Raw genomic sequence first — 24,699 nt, forward strand, 5'->3', positions numbered from 1 at the left:
GCGGTCGTTACAGGCGCATCTCGATACCGTGCTCGTGCATGTAGCGCTTGGCATCGGGGATGGTGTACTCGCCGAAGTGGAAGATGCTCGCGGCGAGTACCGCATCGGCGGCGCCCTGAGTCACGCCCTCCACCAGATGGTCGAGGTTGCCGACCCCGCCGGAGGCGATCACCGGCACCGCCACGGCCTCCGAGATCGCCCGGGTCAGCTCCAGGTCGAAGCCGGCCTTGGTGCCGTCGCGGTCCATGCTGGTCAGCAGCAGCTCGCCGGCGCCGTAGTTGACCATCTTGCGCGCCCAGTCGATGGCGTCGAGCCCGGTGGGCTTGCGCCCGCCGTGGGTGAAGATCTCCCAGCGCGGCGGCTCGCCCTCGGCGCTGACGCGCTTGGCGTCGATCGCCACCACGATGCACTGGCTGCCGAAGCGCTCGGCGGCCTCGCGGACGAACTCGGGGTTGGTCACCGCGGCGGTGTTGATCGAGACCTTGTCCGCGCCGGCGTTGAGCATGGTGCGGATGTCCTCGCAGGTGCGGATGCCACCGCCCACGGTCAGCGGGATGAACACCTCGCCGGCGATGCGCTCGACCATCTCGACGGTGGTCGCGCGGTCCTCGTGGCTGGCGGTGATGTCGAGGAAGGTGATCTCGTCGGCGCCCTGCTGGTTGTAGCGCTTGGCGATTTCCACCGGGTCGCCGGCGTCGCGGATGCCGACGAAGTTGACGCCCTTGACCACGCGGCCGGCGTCGACGTCGAGGCAGGGGATGATGCGCTTGGCCAGACCCATGGTGATCACTCCTTGCGGGTTGTGTCGAGGCTGTCGCACAGGCGCTGGGCCGCGGCGACGTCGAGACTGCCTTCGTAGATGGCGCGGCCGGTGATGGCGCCGAGGATGCCCTGGTCGGCGACCTCGGCCAGGCCACGGATGTCATCGAGGTTGGTGACCCCGCCCGAGGCGATCACCGGCAGGCCGCCCTCGCGGGCCAGCGCGACGGTGGCGTCGAGGTTGACGCCCTGCATCATGCCGTCGCGGGCGATGTCGGTGTAGACGATCGACGAGACGCCGTCGTCGGCGAAGCGCCTGGCCAGCTCGGTGGCCTTGAGCGTCGACACCTCGGCCCAGCCGTCGGTGGCGACGAAGCCGTCGCGGGCGTCGAGGCCGACGATCACGTGACCCGCGAACAGCCGGCACGCCTCGCTGACGAAGGCCGGCTGCTTGACCGCCTGGGTGCCGATGATCACGTAGGAGACCCCGGCCTCGAGGTAGTGCTCGATGGTCGCCGCCGAGCGGATGCCGCCGCCGATCTGGATCGGCAGGTCGGGGTAGGCGCGGGCGATGGCGGTGACCGCCTCGCCGTTGACCGGCTTGCCCTCGAAGGCGCCGTTGAGATCGACCAGGTGCAGACGGCGGGCGCCGGCCTCGACCCAGCGCGCGGCCATGGCGACCGGATCGTCGCCGTAGGTGGTGGCGTCGTCCATTCGCCCCTGCTTGAGGCGGACGCATTGGCCGTCCTTGAGATCGATGGCGGGAATAACCAGCATGTCATGTCCTCGTGAGCGCCCGGTCCGGCCGGGCGCGGTCTATCCAGTGTGACGGCGGCGAACGCCGGGGCTCAGGGCGTCCAGTTGACGAAGTTTTCCAGCAGGCGCAGCCCCGCGTCGGCGCTCTTCTCGGGGTGAAACTGCACGGCGAAGACGCTGTCCCGGCCGGTCGCCACATGGGCGGTGACGTCGCCGTAGCGGGTGGTGCCGAAGACGTCCGCGTCGCGCTCGGCCTCGACGTAGTAGCCGTGCACGAAGTAGAAGCGGGCGCCGTCGCCGATGCCTTCCCAGAGCGGATGCGGGTGATGCTGGCTGACCTGGTTCCAGCCCATGTGGGGGATCTTCAGGCGGCGGCCCTCGGCGTCGTGCATCTCCTGGCTGAAGCGGCGCACGCTGCCCGGCAGATAGCCCAGGCAGGTCACCCCGCCGTTTTCCTCGCTGTGCTCCATGAGCATCTGCTGGCCGACGCAGATGCCCAGCAGCGGCTTGGCCTGGTCATCGAGCAGCTCCTTGACCAGCCCCTGCAGCTCGGTGCGCTGCAGTTCGCCCATGCAGTCGCGAATGGCACCCTGGCCGGGCAGCACGATGCGCGTGGCGCCACGGATCGAGCGGGCGTCGCGGGTGATCACCACGTGTTCGTGGGTGACGTGCTCCAGGGCCTTGGCCACGGAGTGGAGATTGCCCATGCCATAGTCGATGACGGCGATCGTCATGCTCGCTCCTCGCGGTTGCTGATCAAAGGCTGCCCTTGGTGGACGGCATCTGCCCGGCCATGCGCGGGTCCGGTTCGACGGCCATGCGCAGGGCGCGGCCGAAGGCCTTGAAGATGGTCTCGGCCTGGTGGTGCGCGTTGAACCCCTTGAGGTTGTCGATATGCAGCGTCACCCGGGCGTGGTTGACGAAGCCCTGGAAGAACTCCCAGAACAGCTGGGTGTCCAGGCGGCCGATGCTGGCGCGGGTGAACTCGACATTCATGGCCAGTCCGGGGCGGCCGGAGAAGTCGATCACCACGCGGGACAGGGCCTCGTCGAGCGGCACGTAGGCGTGGCCGTAGCGACGGATGCCGCGCTTGTCGCCGATCGCCCGGTCGAAGGCCTGGCCGAGCGTGATGCCGATGTCTTCGACGGTGTGGTGGTCGTCGATGTGCAGGTCGCCCCGGGCGACGATGTCCAGGTCGATCAGGCCGTGGCGGGCGATCTGGTCGAGCATGTGGTCGAGAAACGGCACGCCGGTGTCGGCACTGAAGCGCCCCTGGCCGTCCAGGTTGACGGTGACCGTGATCTGGGTCTCGGACGTGTCTCGCGACACCGTGGCGATTCGCTCGGGCATTGGCCGCTCTCCCTTCCGGGCGCTCGCGCGCCGGGCAACAGTAAGTTGGCGAGACGCGCGGCGGAAACCGCAATGCGGCGGCCGGCGCGTCCCGTGCCGAGCCTGTCATTATAGAGAATCGCAATGGCCATCCGCTACAATGCGGGGTCATCGACGGCGGGATTCGTGGCATCACGGGAGGGAGCAGGCATGCCGGTTACACTGGAGGAAGTCGATCACGCGCGCTGGGCCGAGGATCCCCAGGTGGGAGCCGACCTGGCGCGTATCTATCAGGATGCCGAGGCCGACTGGCTGCCGCTGCCTGCCGACGCGTTCATCCGCGAGCATCTCGAGTCGGGCGGTGTCTTTCACGCCGCCCTGTTCAATGACCGCCTGCTGGGCGCGGTCAGCGTGCGCAAGTCGCCCGAGGCCTGGTGGCTGTCGCACTTCTGCGTTCGCCGGCCCACGCGCCGGCGCGGCGTCGGCTCAAGGCTGATGACGCTGGTCGCGGCGGCGGCGGGGGACACGCCGCTGCGCATCGAGACGCGCCACCTGCCGCTGGAAAGCCAGCTGCTGCTGGTCCGCATGGGCTACCGGCTCGAGGAGGGCGGCGGCTTTTTCGAACTCAAGACACCCGCTGCAGGAGGAAGTCAATGAAGAGGCTGGTGCGGATTCTGCTCGCGGCAGTCGGCGTGCTGGGGCTGGTGGTCGTGGCGGCGGTCGTCTACGTCACCACCTTCTTCGATCCCAACGAGCTCAAGCCGCGGCTGGTCGAGGCCGTGCACGAGCAGACCGGGCTGGACCTGGCGCTGGACGGGCCGCTCAGCTGGTCCTTCTATCCGCGTATCGGCGTCAGCGTCGAGGATGCCCGCGCCTGGCTGCCCGATCAGCAGCGCCAGGACGAGGCCTTCGCGGCGATCGATCGCGGCGAGGTCAGCCTGGCCTTCGCACCGCTGCTGTCGGGGGAGATCGCCGTCGACGGCCTGACCCTGGAGGGCCTGCGGCTGTCGCTGGAGCGCGATGCCCAGGGGCACGGCAACTGGGAGCAGCTGCTCGAGCGTCTCGACGACGCCAAGGGCCAGCCGCGCAAGGCGCTGGCACCGGCCTCGGCGGGCCCGGCCATGCAGGGTTCGGACGGCCACAGCGTGGCCCTGGACATCGCCAGCATCGTGGTGCGTGACGGTCAGGTCCACTATCTGGACCGGCGCAGTGGCCTGGATGTCACGGTCCGCGACGTGACGCTGGACGCCAGCGACGTCAACCCGGCCAGTGCCTTCCCGCTGCAGGCCAGCTTCGTCGTCGACGGTACCGAGCCGGCGGTGAACAGCCGGGTGACGCTCAAGAGCAAGGCCCGCCTGGGGCTCCAGGATGGGCGCTATGTCCTCGAGGGGCTGGCGTTGCAGACTGCCACCGACCTGGCGGCCTATCCGGATCGTCGGCAGACGCTCGACCTGGATGCCGACTCGCTGGTCGCCGATACCCGCCAGGGCCGCTACCGGCTCGACGGTGCCGAGGTGGACGCGAGCCTCGCGCACCCGGCGCTGGGCGAGTCGCCGCTGTCGCTCAAGGCGACCTTCGCCGCCGAGGCGGACACCGCCGCCGCGACCGCGCGCCTGAACGACCTGGCCGTCAGCGGCGACGACGGCCTCGAGCTGAACGGCAACCTGGCGATCAGCCAGCTCGACACGGCGCCGCGCTACACCGGCAAGGTCGAGCTGGCGCCGCTGTCGCTGCGCCCCTGGCTGACCCGACTGGGCCTGCCGCCGACGACCGCGGATGACAAGGCGCTGAGCAAGGTCGCGCTGAGCAGCCCGATCCAGGGGGACATGCAGCAGGCCACGCTGACCCGCCTGAAGCTGATCGTCGACGACACCACCTTCACCGGCTCGCTGGGCGCCGGGCTCGACGGGCAGTCGCTGACTGCCGATCTGCAGGGCGGCGCCCTCGACCTGGACCGTTACCTGCCGCCGCCGGAGGCACCGGGCAAGACGGCGGATACCGCGGCGCTGCTGGATGCGCTGGGTGTGGCGCCGGCCTATGCCGCCACCGAGGCCGCCCAGGCTGCCGACCTGGTCCCGGTGGACACGCTCAGGACGCTGGCAGTGGACGGCAAGCTGTCCCTGGATTCGCTGGTGGTCAAGGGGGTGACCCTCGAGCAGCCCTCGCTGGCGCTTCACGGGCGTGACGGCCGGCTCGCGCTGCAGCGCCTCGACGCCCGGCTCTACGACGGCACGCTGCATGCCGAGGCCGGCCTCGACGTGCGTCAGGCGCCGGTCAGCTGGCGCTTCAGCGAGGCGCTCGATGGCGTGCAGCTGGTACCGCTGGTCGAGGACTACAGCGGCAAGCCGTCGCCGCTGCGCGGTCGGCTCGATGTGTCCGGCAACTTCACCTCGCGGACCAACCGCGCCGACACCCTGCTGCGCAACCTGAACGGCAAGGCCGACTTTCGCGTCGTCGACGGGGCGGTGTTCAACGTCAACGTCTCGAAGGAACTGTGCACCGCCGTGGCGGCCCTGGAGGGCGAGGCCACCCAGCGCGACTGGAGCCCGGACACCCGTTTCGACCAGCTCAAGGGCAGCGCCCGGGTCGTCGACGGTGTCGTCCACAACGACGATCTGCTGATTACGCTGCCCGGCATCGAGATGACCGGCAAGGGGCGGGTCAACCTGCCTACCAATCGCTTCGACTACGATGCCCGGGCGCGCTTCGTCGATACCGCCGACGCGGCCTGCAAGGTCAATCCGCGTCTCGAGAAGGTGCCGCTGCCGGTGCACTGCGAAGGCGATCTTTCCGGCGAGCCGGGCCAGTGGTGCGCGTTCGACCGCCAGGCCTTCCAGAAGTCGCTGACCACGCTCGCCAGGGACGAGGCCAAGAAGAAGGCCGTCGACAAGCTGAGCGAGAAACTCGATGAAAAACTCGGCGGCAAGTCCTCCGAGGAACTTCGCAACGCCATCCGTGGTCTATTGAAGTGATCATCATGCAAGCCAGTCCTGCGCCGACCTTCGCGTCGGCGCTTTTTTATGGAGGGCCGCCGTGACGTCGCCCCGTCCCGCCGAACTGACCCCCGAAACGTTCCAGCAGCGCCTGCTCGCCTGGTTCGACCGCCACGGGCGCAAGAGCCTGCCCTGGCAGCAGGACAAGACGCCCTACCGGGTCTGGGTGTCGGAGATCATGCTCCAGCAGACCCAGGTCGCCACGGTGATTCCCTACTACGCGCGTTTCATGGAACGCTTCCCGGATGTCGAGGCGCTGGCCCGCGCCGAGGTCGATGAGGTGCTGCACCTGTGGACCGGACTCGGCTACTACGCCCGGGCCCGCAACCTGCACCGTGCGGCGCAGCGTGTCGTCGACGAGCATGGCGGCGCCTTCCCGGTGCACAGCCTCGAGGCCATGGCCGCGCTGCCGGGCATCGGCCCGTCCACGGCCGGGGCGATCATCAGCATCAGCACCGGACGCCGGGCGGTGATCCTCGACGGCAACGTCAAGCGGGTGCTGGCGCGGCTGCACGCCGTCGAGGGCTGGCCCGGCCGGACCGCGGTGAGTCGCGAGCTGTGGCGGCTCGCCGAGCGCTACACCCCCGATTCACGGCTGGCCGACTACTCGCAGGCGATGATGGACCTGGGGGCGACGGTCTGCACCCGCGGCAGGCCCAGCTGCCTGATCTGCCCCTTCGAGGACGCCTGCGAGGCCCACGCCCGCGGCGAGGAGCGGCGCTTTCCCGAGTCCAGGCCGCGCAAGGCGCTGCCCGAACGCCACGCCCGGATGCTGCTGCTGTGCCACCCCGACGGGCGCGTGCTGCTCGAACAGCGGCCGCCCGCCGGGCTGTGGGGCGGTCTGTGGTGCTTTCCCCAGTTCGAGGATGACGCCGCCCTCGATGCGTGGTTAGCCTGTCGGGTGCCCGAGGCGCGCCGTGGCCGGTCCTGGGCGCCGTTTACCCATACCTTCAGCCATTTCCGGCTGCATGTCGTGGCGCAGCCCGTGTGGCTGGAGCGCGAGCCGCCGGGCGTCGCCGAGCCGGGGCAGCTGTGGTACGACCTCGAGGCGCCGCCGAATGTCGGCCTGGCCGCCCCCGTGAAGGCCCTGCTGGACACGCTGGCCGACACCCTGACCCAATCCGAGGAGCGTTCGTGATGAGCAACACCGTATTCTGTCGCAAGTACCAGCAGGAGCTCGAGGCGCTGCCCTTTCCGCCGCTGCCCGGCGACAAGGGCGCGGAGATCCAGCGTACCGTCTCCCGCCAGGCCTGGGAGGAGTGGCAGGCCCTGCAGACGCGGCTGATCAACGAGAAGCATCTCAACATGCTGGACCCGGAGACCCGGGCCTACCTGATGGAGCAGATGGAGCGCTTTTTCGACAACCGCGACACCGACCAGGCCGAGGGCTACGTGCCGCCGTCCTCCTGAGCATGCCGAGCCCCGAGAACATCTTTTTGAAAGAAGGGGTTGACCGAAAGCGGGCGTTACGGTTTAATACGTCCCCGTTGGCAGCGGCCAGATAGCTCAGTTGGTAGAGCAGGGGATTGAAAATCCCCGTGTCGGCGGTTCGATTCCGTCTCTGGCCACCACACTGCTGGGGTATCGCCAAGTGGTAAGGCACCGGTTTTTGGTATCGGCATGCGCAGGTTCGAATCCTGCTACCCCAGCCACGCCAACGCTTTATGGCGCTGGCATAGCTCAGTTGGTAGAGCAACTGACTTGTAATCAGTAGGTCCCGGGTTCGACTCCTGGTGCCAGCACCAAAAAATGCTCGCAGAATCAAGCATTTACGGATTTCTAAAAACCGCCTCCCAAGGCGGTTTTTTTGTGGGTGTCAACCAAGTGTCAACCGCGATACCGGGTTGTACCGCACCGCATCCTCCAGGTGGTCCGGCGCGACGTGGGCGTAACGCAGGGTCATGGTCAGTGACTGGTGGCCCAGGATGCGTTGCAGAACCAGGATGTTCCCCCCCCGTTCATCATGGAGTGACTGGCGACACCGGCCGTCCGGCTCGTGCCCTCTGTCTCTCGTTACTCTTCGTTGCCGCTCCGCCGATATCAGCGCTGCATGCCGTCTTCCGGCAGCAGCTCCGGATTGAGCCCGGCCTCGTAGGGAAAGGTCGTGAAATCGGCGATGCGCGCCAGGGCCTCGACATCCAGCAGGTGAATGCGCCGCCGCGAGCGCTCCAGCAGGCCGCGCCGCGACAGCTCGATCAGCGTGCGGCTGACGTGCACGGAACTCATGCCCAGCAGCATGCCGATCTGCCGCTGCAGCAGAGGCAGGTAGAACTGGTCGCCCGAGGCGGCGTCCACACGCTGCAGCCGGTGCTGCACTTCCAGCATGAGATGGGCGATGCGCGAGACGGCATCGTGGCTCAGCACGTTGATCAGCCGCTGGGTGATCAATCGCTCCTGCCGGGCGGCGGAGGCCTGCAGGGCCCAGTCGAGGCGACGAGAGCAGCGCATCAGTTCGGAGACGCGCTCCACGGGATAGGCGCTCACCTGGCCGGTGGTGAGCATTACCGCCGTGCTGGTGTGGTCGTGATAGGTCAGGTCGCGCAGCCCCATGATGTCGCCGGGCACGAACAGGTCGAGTATCTGCTGCGAGCCGTTGGCGGAACGGTGGTAACTGCAGGCCCAGCCGCGACACAGCGTGTAGAGGTGATCGGACGGCCTCTGCGTCTGCCAGAGTTCCGAGCCCCGGGGCACGCGCCGGGGGTGGGCATCGAGTTCGGCGAGCAGGCTGGCGTCGCCGCCCGACAGCGTGACGTGCCGGTCGATGTTCCTGGCCAGGTGGCTTTCCTGCGACAGCATGGCACCACTCCTTGTGCACCTTCTGTCTGTTTGTCACCAGCTCGCCGGCTCGAGGCGCAAGCGGCCGGCGGTGATCGCTGGCACGAGGCGTGATCCAACCTGTCATCTTGGCAACAATTCGAGGCCAGTAGCAAGAAGCAAAATGTTACGGGAGCCGGCGGGGCTGTCGTGGCCGGGGTTACTCGAACAGGTGCGCCAGGCAGGGATTGATGTGATCGCTGAACTTCTCGGGGCGAAAGTCGGAGATCTGCGAGAGGGTTTCCAGGTCGTTGATCTGGAAGCTCCGGCGTCGGCGGGTAATCAGTCCGCGCTCCGCCAGGTCGCTCATGGTGCGGCTGACGTGGACTTCGCTCATGCCCAGCAGCATGGCCAGCTGGCGCTGGGTGAGGGGCAGCGTGAAGCTGTTGCCGGTGGTTTCCTCGATCCGCTTGAGCCGGTAGTAGACCTCCAGGGCGAAGTGGCCCAGACGCGAGCAGGCGTCGTTGCTCAGGACGTTCACCAGGCGTTCGGTGATCACGCTCTGCTGTCGTGCCGCCGAGGCATGCAGCCCCAGCGCCAGGCGCGGCGACCGGGTGAAGAGATCCTCGAGGCGGACCGTCGGGAACGGGCAGATGACGCCATCGGTGAGCATGACGGCGGTGGTGTAGTGGCTTCTCGAGGTTGCATCGCGAATCCCCATCACGTCGCCCGGGAGGAAGATGTCGAGCACCTGCTGGGCGCCGTTCTCGGAGCAGTGAAAGGCATAGGCCCAGCCGCTGCGCAGGGTGTAGAGCTGGGTGGGCGTTTCGTGCGCCTCCCACAGCACCTTGCCCTTGTCGACCTTCCGTGGATCCTTCTCCAGCGACTTGAGAAGGGCGATGTCGGAGGCCTGAAGGTTCACGTGGTGGGCGAGGTTCCTGGTGACGCAACTCACTGGCTGCTGCATGTCCACATCCTTGTGTTACTGCGCGTGTCGGTGGCGTGCCCGGCCGGGCCTGACCCGGCGAGCGCCGACATAAATGTACAAGAAGTTCTTCGGGGACGGGAGTCCGGCGGCCGGAATGTGCTTGGGGCGGTTGGCCTGCTCGTCGATAGTCCGCTACGGTTATCAGAGACAAAGGAGTGAACGCACGAATTCAGGGAGGATGATGTGAGCGATACTGACCTGGGAACCATGGATGCCGGTTCGCTGGTACGGCTGTTCGAATCCGGCGAGGCCTCGCCGCTGGAAGCGACACGGGCAGCGCTCGAGCGCATCGAACGCTTCAACGACGCGGTCAATGCCTATGTCCATGTGGATCGGGAGGGCGCCGAGAAGGCGGCCCGCGCCTCGGCCCGGCGCTGGGGCCAGGGCAAGCCGCTGAGCCCGATCGACGGGGTACCGGCCTCGCTGAAGGATCTTACCAATGTCGCCGGCATGCCGGCCCGGGAGGGGTCGCTGACCACCCCGGACACCCTCTGCGAGATGGACGCTCCTCCGGCGGCACGGCTGCGCGAGGCCGGGGCCGTGCTGCTGGGCAAGACCAATACCCCCGAGTTCGGCTGGAAGGCGGTCACCGACAACCGGGTCTACGGGACCACCTGCAACCCGTGGGACACGCGCCTGACTCCCGGTGGCTCGTCGGGCGGCGCGGCGGTGGCGGCCTCGCTCAACATGGGCGTGCTGCACCAGGGGGGCGATTCCGGCGGCTCGATACGCATTCCCGCGGCCTTCACCGGGGTCTTCGGCTTCAAGCCGACCTTCGGCTGGACGCCGCAGTGGCCGCCGGCCCAGGAGCCCTCGCTGTCGCACATCGGCCCGCTGACCCGCACGGTGTCGGATGCCGCGCGCATGCTCAACGTCATCGGCCGCTACGACTACCGTGACCCCTACGCCACCCGCGGCCAGCCCGACGACTGGGGCGTCGACATGGATTGCGACCTGCGCGGCCTGCGCATCGCCTATTCGCCGACGCTGGGCTATGCCGAGGTGGACCCGCAGATCGCCGACCGGGTCCACGAGGCCGCGAAGCGGCTCGAGGCGCTGGGCGCCGAGCTCGTCGAGATCAATCCCGGGTTCACCTCGCCGATCGATATCTTCCGCAAGCTGTGGTTCACCGCCTCGCTGGAGCTGTGGTCGCAGTGCAACGAGCGCCAGCGCAAGGAGCTCGATCCGGGGCTGGTCGCCAACGCGCGTCACGCCGAGGCCTGGAGCGCGCTCGACCTGTTCCGGGCCCAGGCCGACCGGGCGCGCCTGGCCGAACAGCTCGAGCACTTCAATCAGGAGTATCACCTGCTGATGACGCCGACGGTGCCGATCGAACCCTTCGAGATCAATCACGAGGTGCCGCCGGGCAGCGACATGCGTGACTGGGAGGAGTGGGCGCCGTTCTCCTACCCCTTCAACCTCAGCCAGCAGCCGGCGGCCTCGGTGCCGTGCGGCTTCACCGACGCCGGGCTGCCGGTGGGCTTTCAGCTGGCGGGGGGCAAGTACGACGACATTCGCGTGCTGCGCGCCTGCCATGCCTACATGGAGGCGCACCCGGCTCGCCACCCCACCGTGCCGGACCCCGCCCAGTACGGCTGAACCGCGGAATTCACCAGGTCGCCGCTGGGGCCGCAGGGCCCCGGTCGGCACGGGCCCGGCGTAGCGTGCCGCCGGCGGCCTGTCACCACGCCGACAGTCGAAGCAAGGAGGAGCGTTCGATGATTGTTCGTGACCACAAGGATGCCGAAGCCAGCGCCGTCGACGAGGAGAAGTTCATCAGTCGCCGTTACACGCTGCGTGCCGACGGCATGGGCCATTCCGTGCACGAGACTTATATCAAGCCCGGGCAGGCGCTGCACATGTGGTACAAGAACCACAAGGAGTCGGTCATCTGCATCGAGGGCGAGGGCCGGATCGAGGATCTGACCGAGGGTGGCTCCTGGGAGCTCAAGCCGGGGGTGCTCTATGCCCTCGACAAGCATCAGAAGCACATCCTCAGCAGCGAGAAGGGCATGACGGTGCTGTGCGTCTTCACGCCGTCGCTGGTCGGCCCCGAGGATCACGATGCCGAGGGCAGCTATCCGCTCTACGATGACGACGGCACGCTGATCAAGCATTGAGTTCGTTGGACAGCCTGTAAAAAATTGTACAAGGCTTGTCCAATAAATCCATGTTGTCTATATTGAAGGTGAAGCGGCGGCCGGGACGGCTGCCTCGCGACGCAAGGAAGCGTGGGCCAGGAAAGGCCCGGCATTGGCAAGGGGCACGGAACGGCGCCGTCACGACAGGGAGTCATGACCGCCAGGGAAGCCCGCCAGCACCCCCATCTCCCTTGAACCCCGTACCCCCTGCGGGGTTTTCTTTTGTCCTGGGTAGAGAAGACGATGGCGTGTCACCGCCGTCGAGGAAAATCGTGGCCCGCCATTTGAGTGGAGGCAAAAATATGGCATCGTTGTCTCCCCCAGTGCATGGGCGCCAGTGACGTGAAGGTAGCCAAGGAGGTATAGCGGTGGCGACGGAGCTCGACAAGGAAGAGGCAAGGCTGGCGCAGAGTGACGCGGAGGCATACCTGCGTCTGGCCAATGCCATGAGCGAGGCGGGCATGGCATCGGTCACGCCGCATTATCTGCGGACCCTGGCGGAACAGCTGCGCCAGGAGCGCGACTCGAAGGAGGCCTGATCCAAGGGGCAGGCGCTTGTCGAGCCGCGGGCAAGTGAGTAATATCCGGCCCAGCGCCGGCGTAGCTCAGCTGGTAGAGCAACGCACTCGTAATGCGTAGGTCGGTGGTTCGAGTCCACTCGCCGGCACCAGAAAGATCATGAAAAACGGTCACTTGGCGATTCGTCGCGGTGGCCGTTTTGCGTTGATGGATCGGCAAGCCGCTTTCCCCCTTCGGGGCCTCAGCACCGGCCGGGGCGAGCCCGCCGGGCGGCAAGCAGATGCTCGGCCATCTCCACGAAGCCTTCCCCATGGCCGGCCTCGCACAGCCAGCGCGGCGGCGTGGGCAGTTGGTCGAGGTGCGGCGCGAGGTTGGCGACCCCCACGCTGAGGGGCTGCCGCGCGAACAGCGGCGCGTCGTTCGGGGCATCGCCGATGAACAGCACGCGCCGCTGCTGCTCCGCCACCGACAGCCCCAGGTCGTGCTCCAGCACCCAGGCGGCCATCGTCGCCTTGTCATGCTCGCCGAACCAGGCATTGACGTGGATCGAGCTGGCCCGGGCCCGGGCGCCCTCGGCCCGGAAGGTGGCCAGCAGGCGCTCGACTTGAGCCGCGGCGAGGGGCGGCACGTCCTGGGCATGGTCGACGGCGACATCCGCCAGCCGGTAGGGCTGGTCGGCAGCCAGCCGTGCGTCCGGTACCGCCTGCATCGCGCGCTCGGCGATCGTCAGCAGTCGGCGCTGCTCGTCGCGCAGCGTGGCCAGCGGGCGCACGCTGTGGCAGTCCAGGCCGCCGCCGGCGGCGCGCTTCAGGCGCAATGCGCCGCTCTCGCCGATGACTGCCGCGACCGGCCAGGCGCGCACGATATGGTCGCACCAGCCGGCACAGCCGCCGGTAACCGGCACCACCGCGACTCCCGCGTCGGCCAGGCGCTCGATGGCGGCCAGCGTGGCGCTGGACAGCCGCCCCCGGCGGGTCAGGGTGTCGTCGACATCGGTGAGCACGACATCCACGGCGGCCAGTTCCGGGGACGACGTCATCTTCATCGGGCTCATGGGCACTCTCGATCGGCGGTGGTGGCTGACAGCGGATGGTGCCGCACTCGGCGACGAATCGCCACGCCGGATGTCACCGGCGAGACTATCCCGGTTCGATGGTGGTCGGCGGCTCGGCGGCCAGCAGCTGGGTGTCGCACTGCAGGTAGGCGCCATTGAAGCCGGCCAGGCGCTCCAGGCGGACCGGGTCGAGAATCTGGATGTGGTAGTGCTGGCGACGCACCAGGCCCAGGCAGGCCAGGGATGAGAAGGTGCGGCTGATGTGCACCGGACTCATGCCCAGCGCATCGGCCAGGTCCTGTTGCGACAGGGGCAGCAGAAAGCCCTGCCGGGCATCGTTCGCCGGTTCCTGCAGCCGTGCGTGGCACTCGCAGAGAAAATGCGCCAGGCGCTCGCGAGCGTTGCGGCGGGCGATGCTCACCAGGCGCTCGGCGAGCATCGCCTGACGCTGGTTGGCAATGACGAACAGGGCGCTGCGCAGGCGCGGGGCGCGCTCGAAGAGCTCGCGTAAATGGGAGTAGGAATATTCGCTGATCTCCCCGTCGGTGAGCATCGAGACATCATTGCGTCGTGCGCCATCGGCCAGTTCGCCGAAGCCCAGGATGTCGCCGGGCAGGAAGATTTCCAGCAGCTGGCGACTGCCGTCGGGCAGGTAGCGGGCGGAGCAGGCCCAGCCTTCCCTGAGCACCAGCAGGGTATCCGCCGAGTCGCCCTCGTGCCACAGCCAGTCGCCTGCCGAGACGGCACGGGGGGCACGTTTCATGTCGACGAGTAGGGCCAGCTCGGCCCTCGTCAGAGACACTATATGCTGAAGCCGCCTTATCATGTGACTGCTAAAGTCCTGCACGCACTCTCCTGAGCACAACCCGAAAAAGGGGCCAAGAAACCACGTTGGCCCGCGTCTTGCGATAACGTGGGTTTACTTTTTTGAGCGACTTTCTCTGCAGGTTCCTCGCCATTCGTGCTCGGCGCCAGGCACGGCGGCACGGCTTGTCTGGCGGCCAGTTGGCAGCGCGGCGACAGGATCCCCGTCGCCGGTACTTTACCGGCAAGCCTTTGGGGGGCCGAGAACGGTTGCAAGTTATGTTAAATATTCTAGGATACAGCCGCCAAGGCCAGACAAGGATTTCGGAAGACTCCGTGTGATTCACGCTGATGGCTGAGGACTGGACCTGAACCTGATCACAGGCACTGGAGGTGATTGGATGTCAGTACAGACCGCATCCCGCAACCTGAATACCGCAGCACACGACCCGCAGCGCCGGGACGCCTACCCCACCCGGCTCGCCGGGCAGCCCGACACCCTGCTGATGCCGCGTCATGAAAGGGTGGTCAAGGGCACGGCCGAGGAAGGCCCCCTTGATGATCAACAGCTCGACACCTTCGAGCGCCAGGGCTTTCTCTTCGAGCCCGGTTTCCTGTCCGCCGCCGAGGTGGCCGAGTTGCGCAATGAACTCAAGGCGCTGCTCGACAACGATGCCTATCGCGGCAAGGACTTCTCCATCACCGAGCCGGACAGCCGGGAGATCCGTTCGCTGTTCGCCGTGCATTTCCTGTCGCAGCGCTTCGCCGAGCTGGCTCGCGACCCGCGGCTGACCGGCCGCGTGCGCCAGATTCTCGGCGGCGACGCCTACGTGCACCAGTCGCGGATCAACTACAAGCCCGGCTTCCACGGCAAGGGCTTCAACTGGCATTCGGACTTCGAGACCTGGCACGCCGAGGACGGCATGCCGGCGATGCACGCCGTGAGTGCGTCGATCGTGCTCACCGACAACCACCACTTCAACGGCCCGCTGATGCTGATCCCCGGCTCGCACAAGGTCTTCGTGCCCTGCCTGGGAGAGACCCCGGACGATCATCACAAGCAGTCGCTGAAGACCCAGCAGTTCGGCGTGCCCGGCTTCGATGCGCTGGAGCAGTTGATCGACGCCAACGGCATCGAGTCGCCCACCGGGGCGGCCGGCGGTCTGCTGCTGTTCGACTGCAACACCCTGCACGGGTCGAACGCCAACATGTCCCCGGACCCGCGGAGCAACGTGTTCTTCGTCTACAACCGCTGGGACAACGCCTGTGTCGAGCCCTACGGCGCCCGCCGGCGTCGGCCCGCGTTCCTCGCCCATCGCCCCGAGGAAACCTGGCGCCCCGAGTGACGCCGACCCCACTGTCTCCCGACGAGGCAGCGAGCCGACGACGACCCCGCCCGAGCGCGGGGTCGTTGTTTTCTGGCGAGCGGCCTGGGGTAGACTGGCGTTTTCGCCAGTCATCAGGGGACATCCTCATCATGCCGTTTACCGCCCGTTTCACCGATGGCCGCCTCTTTGCCGCGCCGCTGGGCAAGATCGTCTGCGTGGGTCGCAACTATGCCGAGCATGCCCGCGAGCTGAACAACCCCGTGCCCAGCGCGCCGCTGCTGTTCATCAAGCCGGCGAGCGCCGCCGTGGCGCTCGAGACGCCACTGGAAGCGCAGTTCGCGCGGGGCGAGGTGCACTTCGAGACCGAGCTGGCGCTGCTCATCGGCAAGTCGTTGACGGCCGCCACGCCCGACCAGGCGGCACGGGCGGTGGCCGGCCTGGGGCTGGCGCTGGACCTGACCCTGCGCGACGTGCAGTCGCGGCTCAAGGAGAAGGGCCATCCGTGGGAGATCGCCAAGGCGTTCGACGGCGCCTGTCCGCTGTCGGCCTTCGCGCCGGTGACGGGGGAAATCGACTGGCAGGCGCTGCACTTCAGCCTCGACATCGACGGCGAGCGCCGCCAGAGCGGTGACGCCGGCGACATGCTGTTCGCCATTCCCGAGCTGCTCGCCGCGATGAGCCGTCACTTCACGCTCGAGCCCGGCGACGTGGTGCTGACCGGCACCCCCGCCGGCGTCGGCGTGTTGCCGCGGGGGGCCGAGCTGCGCCTGCAGCTGGCCGAGGGAGCGGGGCACGGCGGTGTCGAGGCCGTGACCCGCACCGCCGCCTGAGGGTCACTCCAGGTAGGTGTAGCCGTCGAGACCGGCGGCCAGGTCGTCCATGAAGTGGGCGCGCTCGTCGGCGTCCAGATCGCTGGTCGCGAGCTGGGCGTCGAGCCGGGCGCGCAGCACCTCGGCATCGAAGTTGACGTAGCGCAGCACGTCGGCGACCCGGTCGCCGAGCTGGAGGTTGCTCAGCCGCCAGCGGCCGTGCTCGTCCAGGGCGGCGTCCACCGCATCGGTGTCGCCGAACAGGTTGTGCAGGTCGCCGAGAATCTCCTGATAGGCGCCGACCAGGAACAGGCCGAGCAGCTTCTCGTCGTCGTCACCCCACTCCGGCAGCGGCAGGGTGGCCTCCAGGCCCTGGCCGTCGACGTAGCGGTCGATGCGCCCGTCGCTATCGCAGGTGATGTCCTGGATCACGCCGCGGCGGGTCGGCTTCCGGTCCAGGCCGCTGAGGGGCAGCACCGGGAAGACCTGCTTGATGCCCCAGACGTCGGGCAGCGACTGGAACAGCGAGAAGTTGACGAACAGCTTGTCGGCAAGCTTCTCGGCGAGCTCGTCGATGATCTCGCGGTGGGCGCGGTTGCGCGTGTCGAGACGCTGGCGCAGCTGGGCGCAGGCCGCGAAGTAGATCGCCTCGCCCTCGGCGCGGGCGGCGATGCCGGTCAGCCCCATGACGAAGCGCTCGTGCAGCTCGCCGATCGCCTGCACCAGGTCGTGCCAGGCCTCGACCAGTCCGCGCGGGTCGACCTGCCGCTTGAGCAGGTCGTGGACCCGCCACAGTTCGTCGACCTGCGGGTCGCCCTCGGTCTGGCGGGGCGGCGGCGTCTCGCCGACGCGCTCCTCGCCGATCACGTTGGTGATCAGCACCGCATGGTGGGCGGTCAGGGCGCGCCCGGACTCGCTGATCAGGTGCGGCTGGGGCAGGTCCTGCTCGTCGCAGGCCAGGCGGAAGGCGTAGACCACGTTGCGGGCGTACTCGAGCATCGAGTAGTTGGCCGAGCAGAAGCTGCGTGACCGGGTGCCCTCGTAGTCCACGCCCAGGCCGCCGCCGACGTCGACGGTGTCCACCGGCGCGCCCAGCTCGCGCAGGCTCTGGTAGAAGCGCGCGCATTCGCGCAGCCCGCACTGGATGTCGCGGATGTTGGCGATCTGCGAGCCCAGGTGGAAGTGCACCAGCTGCAGGCTGGCCAGGGCGTCGGCCTCGCGCAGGTGGGCGACCACCTCGAGGATCTGGCTGGTGGTGAGGCCGAACTTGGACTTCTCGCCACCGGTGTTCTGCCAGCGTCCGCGCCCCACCGTGGCCAGCCGCGCGCGCAGGCCGATGCGCGGCGTCACGCCCAGGCGGCGCGCCTCCTCGAGGATCAGCGGCAGCTCGGAGAGCTTCTCGACCACCAGGTAGACGCGGTGGCCGAGCTTCTCGCCCATCAGTGCCAGGCGGATGTACTCGCGGTCCTTGTAGCCGTTGCAGACGATCAGCGACGGGCCGTCGCCGGACAGCGCCAGCACGGCGAGCAGCTCCGGCTTGCTGCCGGCCTCCAGGCCGACCCGGTCGCGGCCGCGCTCGTGGGTGGCGAGAATCTCCTCCACCACGCGGCGCTGCTGGTTGACCTTGATCGGGTAGACGGCGGTGTAACCGGCGTGGAAATTCTCTTCCCGCATGGCGGTGTCGAAGGCCGCGCACAGCTGCTCCACGCGGTCGTGCAGGATGTCGGTGAAACGCACCAGCACCGGCAGTCGCAGCCCGGCCTCGCGCAGTTGGTCGACCAGGGCGTCGAGCGGCAGCGCCGGCCCCGGACTCTCGTCCCCCAGCGGGCGCACGATGGCCCGCCCCTGTGAATCGACGTCGAAATAGCCGCTGCCCCACTGATCGATGTTGTAGGTGCGGCGCGCCTCGGCGGCGGTGGCGGTCATGGCAGACTCCTCGACATGACGTGACCCGGTGGCGGCGCGCGCCGGTGGCGGCGCGCCGCGCGTGTCAGCGACAGGCTGACGCGGGGTTCAGGGTAGCAACGCTCAGGCCGGTAACGGCAAGGCGCCCTCGGCAATCCGGCGCTTCAGGATGAGGCGGAAGCGCTCGGGGTCGTGCGGGGTCAGCTCGTGGGCCGGGGGATCGACGTAGATCACCAGCAGCCGCGAGAGCCAGTAGCGCAGGGCGGTCATGCGCAGCATCATCGGCCAGGCGTCACGCTCGGCCTCGGTCAGCGGCCGCTGGCGCTGGTAGGCCGTGAGCAGGGCGTCGTGACGCCCCGGGTCGAGGCGGCCGTCGTCGTCGCTGGCCCAGTCGTTGATGACGATCGCCAGGTCGAACAGCAGGTCGCCGGTGCAGCCGTTGTAGAAGTCGATGATGCCGCCCAGGGTGTCGCCGTCGAACAGGGTGTTGTCGCGGAACAGGTCGCCGTGGATCGCGCCCCGGGGCAGGGCGTCGGCATCCCCGAACACGCCCTGGTAGGTGTCGACCTCGTCGGCCATCAGGGTCTGGTCTTCGGGCGTCAGGTAGCCGAGCACCTTGTGATGGCTGGCCAGCAGCCAGTGCAGGTCGCGCGGGTTGGGGCGATGGCCTTCGAAGCGCTGGCCGACATGGTGCAGGCGCCCCAGGGTTTCGCCCAGGGCGCGGCACTGGGCGAGGTTGGGGTCCCTGGGATGCTTGCCGGGCAGGCGCGGAAACAGCAGCGCCGGCTTGCCCGCCAGGCTCTGCAGGGCGATGCCCCGGCGATCATGCACGGGCCCCGGCACCGGCAGGCGATGCTCGGCGAGGTAGTCGAGCAGGTCGACGAAGAACGGCAGCTCCTCGTGATCGCCCTGCTCGAACAGGGTCAGCACCAGCGAGGCGCGATCGGTGGTGACGAAGAAGGTGGTGTTCTCGGTGCCGCTGGCGACGCCCTCGAGCGCTGTCAGACGACCCGTATCGAAACGCTCGAGAAAGCTCGCGACCTGGGCGTCGTCGAGCGGGGTGAATACGGCCATGATGATCTCGCCCTGATTGCCAAGCCGGCTATTGTAGCGGCTTGGCGCGCCGGCTTGCAGTCATCGGGCGAGACCGATCGACGCCTACCAGCGGATCAGCACCCACTGCGGCGGCACGACGCGCTCGTTGTCGCTGCGCCGGAAATCGCCGTCGCCGTTGTCGTCGACCAGAAAATAGGAGGGGCCATGCTTGGGCTTGATCTCGATGGCGTAGAGCTGGCCGTTGACGCGGTACTCGCGAATCGTGCGGTCCTTCTCCTGGCGCACGGTGATATCCGGCTTGACCGCGGCGTCTCCGTCATCCTGGGCCAGGGCCGGTGTGGCGGCCCCCAGCAGCAGGGCAGCGGCGAGACCGAGAGCGGTGAACAGGCGATGGGCTTTCATGGCGGCCTCCGGTAGCGGCGGGCAAAAGAGGTGCCAGTGTAGGGGTAGGCGCCGACACCTGTACTGATTCTAGTCAATTCCTCCGGGACGTTGCATCGCCTCGCGGGCGACGACACCCCTACCCGGGCGTGATGCGTCCGCCGTCTCGCGGCGAGCGCCTGACGCCCCGCGGTGGCTTGCGTATCATGAGGGCATCGATCGTTTTCATCGCTCAGGTGCCCCGCATGGCTGATACCCAACCCCCCATCGTGCTCGTCGATGGCTCCTCCTATCTGTATCGCGCCTTTCATGCCCTGCCGGCGCTGACCACCTCGAACGGTCAGCCGACCGGGGCGGTCAAGGGCGTGCTCAACATGCTCAAGAGCCTGATCAAGCAGTATCCCGACAGCCCCATGGCGGTGGTCTTCGACGCTAAGGGCAAGACCTTCCGCGACGAGCTCTTCGAGCAGTACAAGGCCCACCGTCCGCCGATGCCCGACGACCTGAGAAGCCAGGTCGAGCCGCTGCACCGCTGCATCCGCGCGCTGGGTGTGCCGCTGCTGTGCATCGAGGGAGTCGAGGCCGACGACGTGATCGGCACCCTGGCGCGCCATGCCACCGAAGCCGGTCGCGACGCGGTGATCTCCACCGGCGACAAGGACATGGCGCAGCTGGTCAACCGCCACATCACGCTGGTCAACACCATGAAGGGCGAGACCCTCGACGTCGACGGCGTGACCGAGAAGTTCGGCCTGCCCCCCGAGCGGATCATCGACTTCCTCGCGCTGATGGGCGACAAGGTCGACAACATTCCCGGCGTGCCCGGTGTCGGCGAGAAGACCGCACTGGGCCTGCTGCAGGGCATCGACGGTGGGCTCGACACCATCTACGCCGACCTCGAGGCGGTCAAGTCGCTGAGCTTCCGCGGTGCCAAGACCCTGCCCAAGAAGCTCGAGGCCAACCGCGAGCAGGCCTTCCTGTCGTATCAGCTGGCGACCATCAAGACTGACTGCGAACTGCCGGTGGGCCTCGACGACCTGGACATCGCCCATCCCGATCGCGAGGCGCTTGTCGCGCTGTATCGCGAGCTGGAGTTCAGGAACTGGCTCGCCGAACTGCTCGAGGGGCGCGACGAGGGCGTCGATGCGCTCGCCGATGACGACGGGGACGCCCCGACCGGCGGCGCGTCGGCATCGCGGCAGGACCATAGCGTGCTGACCCGGGAGGCGTTCGACGCCTGGCTCGACAAGCTGGGCGCGGCGGAGGCCTTCTGCTTCGATCTCGAGACCACCAGCCTCAACTACATGGAGGCCGAGATCGTCGGCATTGGTCTGGCACTGGAACCCGGCGAGGCCGCCTATGTGCCGGTCGCCCACGACTACCTTGATGCCCCCGAGCAGCTCGACCGTGACACCGTGCTGGCCGCGCTCAAGCCGCTGCTCGAGAATCCGGATCAGGGCAAGATCGGCCAGAATCTCAAGTACGACATCTCGGTGCTCGCCCGTTACGACATTCATGTCGCCGGGGCGCTGACCGACACCATGCTCGAGTCCTACGTGCTCAATTCCACGGCGACCCGCCACGACATGGACTCGCTGGCGCTGAAGTACCTGGGCGAGACGACCATCACCTTCGAGTCGATCGCCGGCAAGGGCGCCAAGCAGCTGACCTTCAACCAGGTCGCCCTCGAGCAGGCGGTGCCCTACGCCTGCGAGGACGTCGACATTACCCTGCGCCTGCACCGCGAGCTGCGCCCCCGCGTCGAGGCCGAGGGGCGTCTGGCCGAGGTGCTGGATACCCTGGAGCGGCCGATGATCCCGGTGCTGTCGCGTATGGAGCGCACCGGGGTGGCGCTCGACGTGTCGCGGTTGCATGCCCAGAGCAAGGAGCTCGAGGGACGCATCCGCGAGCTCGAGAAGGATGCCTTCGAGATCGCCGGGCGTGAGTTCAACCTCGGATCGCCCAAGCAGCTCGGCGAGATTCTCTTCGACGAGCTCAAGATCCCGGTGATCAAGAAGACCCCCAAGGGCGCGCCGTCCACCGCCGAGGCGGTGCTCGAGGAGCTGGCGCTGGACTACCCGCTGCCCAAGGTGATCATGGAACATCGCGGGCTGAGCAAGCTCAAGTCGACCTATACCGACAAGCTGCCGCAGCTGATCAATGCCACCACCGGGCGCATCCACACCAGCTATCATCAGGCGGTGACCGCTACCGGGCGGCTGTCGTCGTCCGATCCCAACCTGCAGAACATCCCCATCCGCACCGAGGAGGGACGCAAGATCCGCCAGGCGTTCATCGCCCGGCCGGGCTATCGGCTCGTCGCCGCCGACTACTCGCAGATCGAGCTGCGCATCATGGCCCATCTCTCCGAGGACAAGGGGCTGCTCGAGGCCTTCGCCGAGGAGCGCGATATCCACACCGCCACCGCCGCCGAGGTGTTCGGCATCGCCCCCGACAAGGTCAGCGGCGAACAGCGGCGCAGCGCCAAGGCGATCAACTTCGGGCTGATCTACGGCATGAGCGCCTGGGGGCTCTCCCGCCAACTGCACATCGAGCCCGGCCAGGCGCAGACCTACATCGATCGCTACTTCGACCGCTACCCCGGCGTGGCGCGCTTCATGAACGACATCCGCGCGCGGGCCGCCGACGAGGGGCATGTCGAGACGGTGTTCGGCCGGCGACTCTACCTGCCGGAGATCAACGCCCAGAACCGCACCCGCCGCCAGGCCGCCGAGCGCACCGCGATCAACGCGCCGATGCAGGGCACCGCCGCCGACATCATCAAGCGCGCGATGATCGACGTCGACGCCTGGCTGAACCCCCGCGACGGCGAGGCCGAGTTCGACGCCTGGATGGTCATGCAGGTCCACGACGAACTGGTCTTCGAGGTGCACGACGCCCAGGCCGAGGATTTCCTCGGCGCCGTGAGCCGGCGCATGGAAGCCGCCGCCGAACTCAAGGTGCCGCTGGTGGTCGAGGCCCATGCCGGCGCCAACTGGGACGAGGCGCACTGAGTCCTTGACCGCGAGCATGATGGCCATATACTGGTTATGAATAGCGCCCGCGAGGCCTAACTGGCAATCCTATCCGCCAGAGCAGCCTCGCGGGCTTTCTTGTATCTGGACGTCAAGGGCGATGATGAAGACAGCCATTCTGATCGATGGTGGTTTCTTCGTGAGACGTTATCAGGCCATCAAGGCGAGGGTGGCACCTGACGAAGAGGTCACGGCCGAAACGCTGGCCAGGGATATATCGGCATCGGCCTTTCGATGGATTCGCCGGGCCAACCCGCATGGCTATCGGCAGCGTGAGCTGTACCGCATCTTCTTTTATGACTGCGCCCCCGAGCGTTACAACGCCGGTCCTCATCCGATCACCGGGGAGATTGTTCGGGTCGAGGACACAATCGACTTCGCGTTTCGGGAAGCGCTTCATGAACAACTGCGGCGCCAGCGCAAGGTGGCGCTGCGTCTCGGGGAGCTTCATGTGAAAAACGGGGACTGGACCTTGTCCCGTGAGGCGGTGCGTCGGCTTCGGGCGGGAGCGACCCTGGATGATCTGGAGCCCTCAAGCATTTTCTACAAGGTCAAGCAGGCAGGCGTCGATATGCGAATTGGCCTCGATATTGCCTCTATTTCTCAGCAGGGGCAGGTAGATCAGATTATCCTGGTTGCGGGAGACTCGGATTTTGTCCCTGCCGCCAAGATGGCGCGTCGCAATGGCATCGACTTCATTCTTGATCCCATGTGGAACCCTATCCGTCCGGAGTTGAACGAACATATCGATGGGATCTGTTCTGTCATGCCGAACCCTCATGGGGAAGCAGGGCGTCGCCGAGGCTGAAGGCTGCTGTTTCGACCAATGACGCCAAGGCCCGCGGCACTGCCGCGGGCCTTGTGCATCCAGGGTGAGCGTGCGAACTTACCGCCAGCCGACCCGGTCGAAGATGCGGATCGCCTCGGGGTTGTTCTCGCCCAGGGCGCTGACGTTCAGGTCGTCCCGCTTGAAGTCGCCCCAGGATTCCAGCACCGGGTCCTTGGCCACGCCGTCGACCACCGGGTACTCGTGGTTGCCCTTGACGAACAGCGCCTGGGCCTCGTCGGAGGCGAGGAACTCGAGGAAGCGCACGGCGTTCTCGCGGTGCGGGGCGTCGCGGACCACGCCGGCGCCGCCGATGTTGACGTGGGCGCCACGGCCGTCCTGGTTGGGGAACAGGATCTGCACCTTCTTGGCCGCTGCACGGTCGTCCGGGTTGTCCGACTCGAGCAGGCGCGCATAGTAGTAGTGGTTGGCCACGGCGATGTCGCATTCGCCGCTGGCCACGCCGAGGATCTGGTCGGTATCGCCGCCTTCCGGGTCGCGGGCCATGTTGTCGACCACACCCTGCGCCCATTGCTCGGCCTTTTCCTTGCCGTCGTGGGCGATGATCGAAGCCAGCAGCGACTGGTTGTAGATGTTGTTCGACGAGCGGATGCATAGCTCGCCCTTGAAGCGCGGATCGGCCAGGTCCTCATAGGTCTTGAGGTTGGCCGGATCGACGTCCTGCGGGTCGTAGAAGATCGCCCGCACCCGCTGGCTGAAGCCGAACCACTTGCCGTCGGGCTGGCGCACGGTGGCGGGCAGGCGCTCGTCGAGCACCTTCGAGTCGACGCTCTGGAAGATGCCTTCCTCCTCGGCGCGCCACAGGCGGCCGGCGTCGACGGTGATCATCACGTCGGCGGGGCTGGCCTTGCCCTCGCGCTTGATGCGCTCGATGAGCTGGTCGGAGCTGCCCTGGAGGACGTTGACGTCGATGCCGGTCTTCTCGGTGAAGGCGTCGTAGAGGGCCTGGTCGGAATCGTAGTGGCGGGCCGAGTAGATGTTGACCTCCTCGGCGCTGGCGGTGCCGGCGGCGGTCAGGCCGGCGGCGAGTACCGCCAGGGGAACGGCGAAGCGCAGACGTGCGGGCATGGGCGATCCTCGGTGGTGGTTTTTAATGAGAATACGTTGCATTATTGGCCGTATTCAAGCGCGTCGTGCGGCGAACGTCAATCATTCGCGCCGTTCCACCGCAGGACGCGGCCTCCACCGGCGTTTCGCGTTACCATCGCCGGGCGATTCATTCACTCGAGCAGCTTCGCCCA

At 67.5% G+C, this 24,699-nt stretch carries 23 protein-coding genes and 4 tRNA genes; 15 read left to right on the forward strand and 12 right to left on the reverse strand.

Going from position 1 to position 24,699, the window contains the following annotated elements:
* Window positions 1-7: 7 nt before the first annotated feature.
* The 4 genes from hisF to hisB all read right to left on the reverse strand — a co-directional run bounded on the left by hisF (window position 8) and on the right by hisB (window position 2,865).
* Window positions 8-781: an imidazole glycerol phosphate synthase subunit HisF gene (hisF, locus tag G7A98_RS03610; RefSeq protein ID WP_163648129.1), complete on the reverse strand. Its 774-nt coding sequence runs from the start codon at window positions 779-781 to the stop codon at window positions 8-10.
* Between the two features lie 5 nt (window positions 782-786).
* Complete coding sequence (gene hisA / locus G7A98_RS03615; protein WP_163648130.1) at window positions 787-1,536, reverse strand: 1-(5-phosphoribosyl)-5-[(5-phosphoribosylamino)methylideneamino]imidazole-4-carboxamide isomerase; 750 nt, start codon at window positions 1,534-1,536, stop codon at window positions 787-789.
* A gap of 71 nt (window positions 1,537-1,607) precedes the next feature.
* On the reverse strand, window positions 1,608-2,249 hold the full coding sequence (gene hisH / locus G7A98_RS03620) for an imidazole glycerol phosphate synthase subunit HisH (protein WP_163648131.1): 642 nt from the start codon (window positions 2,247-2,249) through the stop codon (window positions 1,608-1,610).
* A gap of 22 nt (window positions 2,250-2,271) precedes the next feature.
* On the reverse strand, window positions 2,272-2,865 hold the full coding sequence (gene hisB / locus G7A98_RS03625) for an imidazoleglycerol-phosphate dehydratase HisB (protein ID WP_163648132.1): 594 nt from the start codon (window positions 2,863-2,865) through the stop codon (window positions 2,272-2,274).
* Window positions 2,866-3,054: 189 nt separating this feature from the next.
* Here hisB and G7A98_RS03630 point away from each other — a divergent pair, with 189 nt between their 5' ends.
* The 7 genes from G7A98_RS03630 to G7A98_RS03660 all read left to right on the forward strand — a co-directional run bounded on the left by G7A98_RS03630 (window position 3,055) and on the right by G7A98_RS03660 (window position 7,582).
* Window positions 3,055-3,501: an acetyl-CoA sensor PanZ family protein gene (locus G7A98_RS03630; RefSeq protein WP_163648133.1), complete on the forward strand. Its 447-nt coding sequence runs from the start codon at window positions 3,055-3,057 to the stop codon at window positions 3,499-3,501.
* Window positions 3,498-5,816 (forward strand): AsmA family protein, encoded by a 2,319-nt coding sequence (locus tag G7A98_RS03635; RefSeq protein ID WP_163648134.1) that lies wholly within the window; start codon window positions 3,498-3,500, stop codon window positions 5,814-5,816. The genes G7A98_RS03630 and G7A98_RS03635 overlap by 4 nt, the downstream gene beginning before the upstream one ends.
* Before the next feature lie 61 nt (window positions 5,817-5,877).
* Entirely contained in the window at window positions 5,878-6,975 is a 1,098-nt protein-coding gene (gene mutY, locus G7A98_RS03640) for an A/G-specific adenine glycosylase (protein WP_163648135.1), read from the forward strand.
* Window positions 6,975-7,247, forward strand: coding sequence for an oxidative damage protection protein (locus tag G7A98_RS03645; RefSeq protein WP_163648136.1), 273 nt, complete (start codon window positions 6,975-6,977; stop codon window positions 7,245-7,247). The genes mutY and G7A98_RS03645 overlap by 1 nt, the downstream gene beginning before the upstream one ends.
* An 85-nt stretch (window positions 7,248-7,332) precedes the next feature.
* Window positions 7,333-7,408 (forward strand) — tRNA-Phe (locus G7A98_RS03650).
* Window positions 7,409-7,414: 6 nt separating this feature from the next.
* Window positions 7,415-7,489: transfer RNA gene (locus G7A98_RS03655), tRNA-Gln, on the forward strand.
* Window positions 7,490-7,506: 17 nt separating this feature from the next.
* Window positions 7,507-7,582, forward strand: a tRNA-Thr gene (locus tag G7A98_RS03660).
* Between the two features lie 295 nt (window positions 7,583-7,877).
* Here G7A98_RS03660 and G7A98_RS03665 read toward each other — a convergent pair.
* Both G7A98_RS03665 and G7A98_RS03670 read right to left on the reverse strand, forming a co-directional pair.
* Window positions 7,878-8,633: a Crp/Fnr family transcriptional regulator gene (locus G7A98_RS03665; protein ID WP_163648137.1), complete on the reverse strand. Its 756-nt coding sequence runs from the start codon at window positions 8,631-8,633 to the stop codon at window positions 7,878-7,880.
* Between the two features lie 178 nt (window positions 8,634-8,811).
* The gene (locus G7A98_RS03670; protein WP_163648138.1) at window positions 8,812-9,558 is read right to left on the reverse strand and encodes a Crp/Fnr family transcriptional regulator; all 747 of its coding nucleotides are present in this window, start codon (window positions 9,556-9,558) and stop codon (window positions 8,812-8,814) included.
* A gap of 204 nt (window positions 9,559-9,762) precedes the next feature.
* Between G7A98_RS03670 and G7A98_RS03675 the strand changes: the two genes are divergently transcribed.
* From G7A98_RS03675 to G7A98_RS03690, 4 genes are all read left to right on the forward strand, one after another.
* The gene (locus G7A98_RS03675; RefSeq protein WP_163648139.1) at window positions 9,763-11,178 is read left to right on the forward strand and encodes an amidase; all 1,416 of its coding nucleotides are present in this window, start codon (window positions 9,763-9,765) and stop codon (window positions 11,176-11,178) included.
* 119 nt (window positions 11,179-11,297) lie between these two features.
* Window positions 11,298-11,699, forward strand: coding sequence for an ectoine synthase (locus tag G7A98_RS03680; RefSeq protein WP_163648140.1), 402 nt, complete (start codon window positions 11,298-11,300; stop codon window positions 11,697-11,699).
* Window positions 11,700-12,088: 389 nt separating this feature from the next.
* Window positions 12,089-12,259: a hypothetical protein gene (locus tag G7A98_RS03685; RefSeq protein ID WP_163648141.1), complete on the forward strand. Its 171-nt coding sequence runs from the start codon at window positions 12,089-12,091 to the stop codon at window positions 12,257-12,259.
* A gap of 55 nt (window positions 12,260-12,314) precedes the next feature.
* Window positions 12,315-12,390, forward strand: a tRNA-Thr gene (locus G7A98_RS03690).
* A 90-nt stretch (window positions 12,391-12,480) separates the two neighbouring features.
* On the opposite strand, the gene G7A98_RS03695 is transcribed toward G7A98_RS03690, so the two are convergent.
* Both G7A98_RS03695 and G7A98_RS03700 read right to left on the reverse strand, forming a co-directional pair.
* The gene (locus G7A98_RS03695) at window positions 12,481-13,293 is read right to left on the reverse strand and encodes an HAD-IIB family hydrolase (RefSeq protein ID WP_163648142.1); all 813 of its coding nucleotides are present in this window, start codon (window positions 13,291-13,293) and stop codon (window positions 12,481-12,483) included.
* Between the two features lie 85 nt (window positions 13,294-13,378).
* Window positions 13,379-14,056, reverse strand: a complete 678-nt coding sequence (locus G7A98_RS03700) for a Crp/Fnr family transcriptional regulator (protein ID WP_163648143.1) — start codon at window positions 14,054-14,056, stop codon at window positions 13,379-13,381.
* Window positions 14,057-14,498: 442 nt separating this feature from the next.
* On the opposite strand from G7A98_RS03700, the gene thpD reads away from it, so the two are divergent.
* Window positions 14,499-15,443, forward strand: coding sequence for an ectoine hydroxylase (gene thpD / locus G7A98_RS03705; RefSeq protein WP_163648144.1), 945 nt, complete (start codon window positions 14,499-14,501; stop codon window positions 15,441-15,443).
* 131 nt (window positions 15,444-15,574) lie between these two features.
* Complete coding sequence (locus G7A98_RS03710) at window positions 15,575-16,255, forward strand: fumarylacetoacetate hydrolase family protein (RefSeq protein ID WP_163648145.1); 681 nt, start codon at window positions 15,575-15,577, stop codon at window positions 16,253-16,255.
* Between the two features lie 3 nt (window positions 16,256-16,258).
* Here the strand turns inward: G7A98_RS03710 and speA are convergent, their stop codons facing one another.
* From speA to G7A98_RS03725, 3 genes are all read right to left on the reverse strand, one after another.
* Window positions 16,259-18,160, reverse strand: a complete 1,902-nt coding sequence (gene speA / locus G7A98_RS03715; protein WP_163648146.1) for a biosynthetic arginine decarboxylase — start codon at window positions 18,158-18,160, stop codon at window positions 16,259-16,261.
* A gap of 102 nt (window positions 18,161-18,262) precedes the next feature.
* On the reverse strand, window positions 18,263-19,213 hold the full coding sequence (locus tag G7A98_RS03720; protein WP_163648147.1) for a homoserine kinase: 951 nt from the start codon (window positions 19,211-19,213) through the stop codon (window positions 18,263-18,265).
* A gap of 84 nt (window positions 19,214-19,297) precedes the next feature.
* Window positions 19,298-19,597: a DUF2782 domain-containing protein gene (locus G7A98_RS03725; RefSeq protein WP_163648148.1), complete on the reverse strand. Its 300-nt coding sequence runs from the start codon at window positions 19,595-19,597 to the stop codon at window positions 19,298-19,300.
* Window positions 19,598-19,821: 224 nt separating this feature from the next.
* Between G7A98_RS03725 and polA the strand changes: the two genes are divergently transcribed.
* On the forward strand, window positions 19,822-22,590 hold the full coding sequence (gene polA, locus G7A98_RS03730; RefSeq protein ID WP_163648149.1) for a DNA polymerase I: 2,769 nt from the start codon (window positions 19,822-19,824) through the stop codon (window positions 22,588-22,590).
* A 121-nt stretch (window positions 22,591-22,711) separates the two neighbouring features.
* Entirely contained in the window at window positions 22,712-23,419 is a 708-nt protein-coding gene (locus G7A98_RS03735) for an NYN domain-containing protein (protein WP_163648150.1), read from the forward strand.
* A 78-nt stretch (window positions 23,420-23,497) separates the two neighbouring features.
* On the opposite strand, the gene G7A98_RS03740 is transcribed toward G7A98_RS03735, so the two are convergent.
* On the reverse strand, window positions 23,498-24,526 hold the full coding sequence (locus G7A98_RS03740; RefSeq protein WP_163648151.1) for a Fe(3+) ABC transporter substrate-binding protein: 1,029 nt from the start codon (window positions 24,524-24,526) through the stop codon (window positions 23,498-23,500).
* Window positions 24,527-24,699 lie beyond the last annotated feature (173 nt).

This window comes from Modicisalibacter sp. 'Wilcox', assembly GCF_010993675.1.
In the GTDB taxonomy this organism is placed as follows: Bacteria; Pseudomonadota; Gammaproteobacteria; order Pseudomonadales; family Halomonadaceae; genus Modicisalibacter; species Modicisalibacter tunisiensis.

Excerpts from the sequence above, each read along its gene's own strand:
- hisF (WP_163648129.1), bottom strand. The coding sequence starts at position 781 with ATGGGTCTGGCCAAGCGCATCATCCCCTGCCTCGACGTCGACGCCGGC.
- hisA (WP_163648130.1), bottom strand. The coding sequence starts at position 1,536 with ATGCTGGTTATTCCCGCCATCGATCTCAAGGACGGCCAATGCGTCCGC.
- hisH (WP_163648131.1), bottom strand. The coding sequence starts at position 2,249 with ATGACGATCGCCGTCATCGACTATGGCATGGGCAATCTCCACTCCGTG.
- hisB (WP_163648132.1), bottom strand. The coding sequence starts at position 2,865 with ATGCCCGAGCGAATCGCCACGGTGTCGCGAGACACGTCCGAGACCCAG.
- G7A98_RS03630 (WP_163648133.1), top strand. The coding sequence starts at position 3,055 with ATGCCGGTTACACTGGAGGAAGTCGATCACGCGCGCTGGGCCGAGGAT.
- G7A98_RS03635 (WP_163648134.1), top strand. The coding sequence starts at position 3,498 with ATGAAGAGGCTGGTGCGGATTCTGCTCGCGGCAGTCGGCGTGCTGGGG.
- G7A98_RS03645 (WP_163648136.1), top strand. The coding sequence starts at position 6,975 with ATGAGCAACACCGTATTCTGTCGCAAGTACCAGCAGGAGCTCGAGGCG.
- G7A98_RS03665 (WP_163648137.1), bottom strand. The coding sequence starts at position 8,633 with ATGCTGTCGCAGGAAAGCCACCTGGCCAGGAACATCGACCGGCACGTC.
- G7A98_RS03670 (WP_163648138.1), bottom strand. The coding sequence starts at position 9,558 with ATGCAGCAGCCAGTGAGTTGCGTCACCAGGAACCTCGCCCACCACGTG.
- G7A98_RS03680 (WP_163648140.1), top strand. The coding sequence starts at position 11,298 with ATGATTGTTCGTGACCACAAGGATGCCGAAGCCAGCGCCGTCGACGAG.
- G7A98_RS03695 (WP_163648142.1), bottom strand. The coding sequence starts at position 13,293 with ATGAGCCCGATGAAGATGACGTCGTCCCCGGAACTGGCCGCCGTGGAT.
- G7A98_RS03700 (WP_163648143.1), bottom strand. The coding sequence starts at position 14,056 with ATGAAACGTGCCCCCCGTGCCGTCTCGGCAGGCGACTGGCTGTGGCAC.
- thpD (WP_163648144.1), top strand. The coding sequence starts at position 14,499 with ATGTCAGTACAGACCGCATCCCGCAACCTGAATACCGCAGCACACGAC.
- G7A98_RS03710 (WP_163648145.1), top strand. The coding sequence starts at position 15,575 with ATGCCGTTTACCGCCCGTTTCACCGATGGCCGCCTCTTTGCCGCGCCG.
- speA (WP_163648146.1), bottom strand. The coding sequence starts at position 18,160 with ATGACCGCCACCGCCGCCGAGGCGCGCCGCACCTACAACATCGATCAG.
- G7A98_RS03720 (WP_163648147.1), bottom strand. The coding sequence starts at position 19,213 with ATGGCCGTATTCACCCCGCTCGACGACGCCCAGGTCGCGAGCTTTCTC.
- G7A98_RS03725 (WP_163648148.1), bottom strand. The coding sequence starts at position 19,597 with ATGAAAGCCCATCGCCTGTTCACCGCTCTCGGTCTCGCCGCTGCCCTG.
- polA (WP_163648149.1), top strand. The coding sequence starts at position 19,822 with ATGGCTGATACCCAACCCCCCATCGTGCTCGTCGATGGCTCCTCCTAT.
- G7A98_RS03735 (WP_163648150.1), top strand. The coding sequence starts at position 22,712 with ATGATGAAGACAGCCATTCTGATCGATGGTGGTTTCTTCGTGAGACGT.
- G7A98_RS03740 (WP_163648151.1), bottom strand. The coding sequence starts at position 24,526 with ATGCCCGCACGTCTGCGCTTCGCCGTTCCCCTGGCGGTACTCGCCGCC.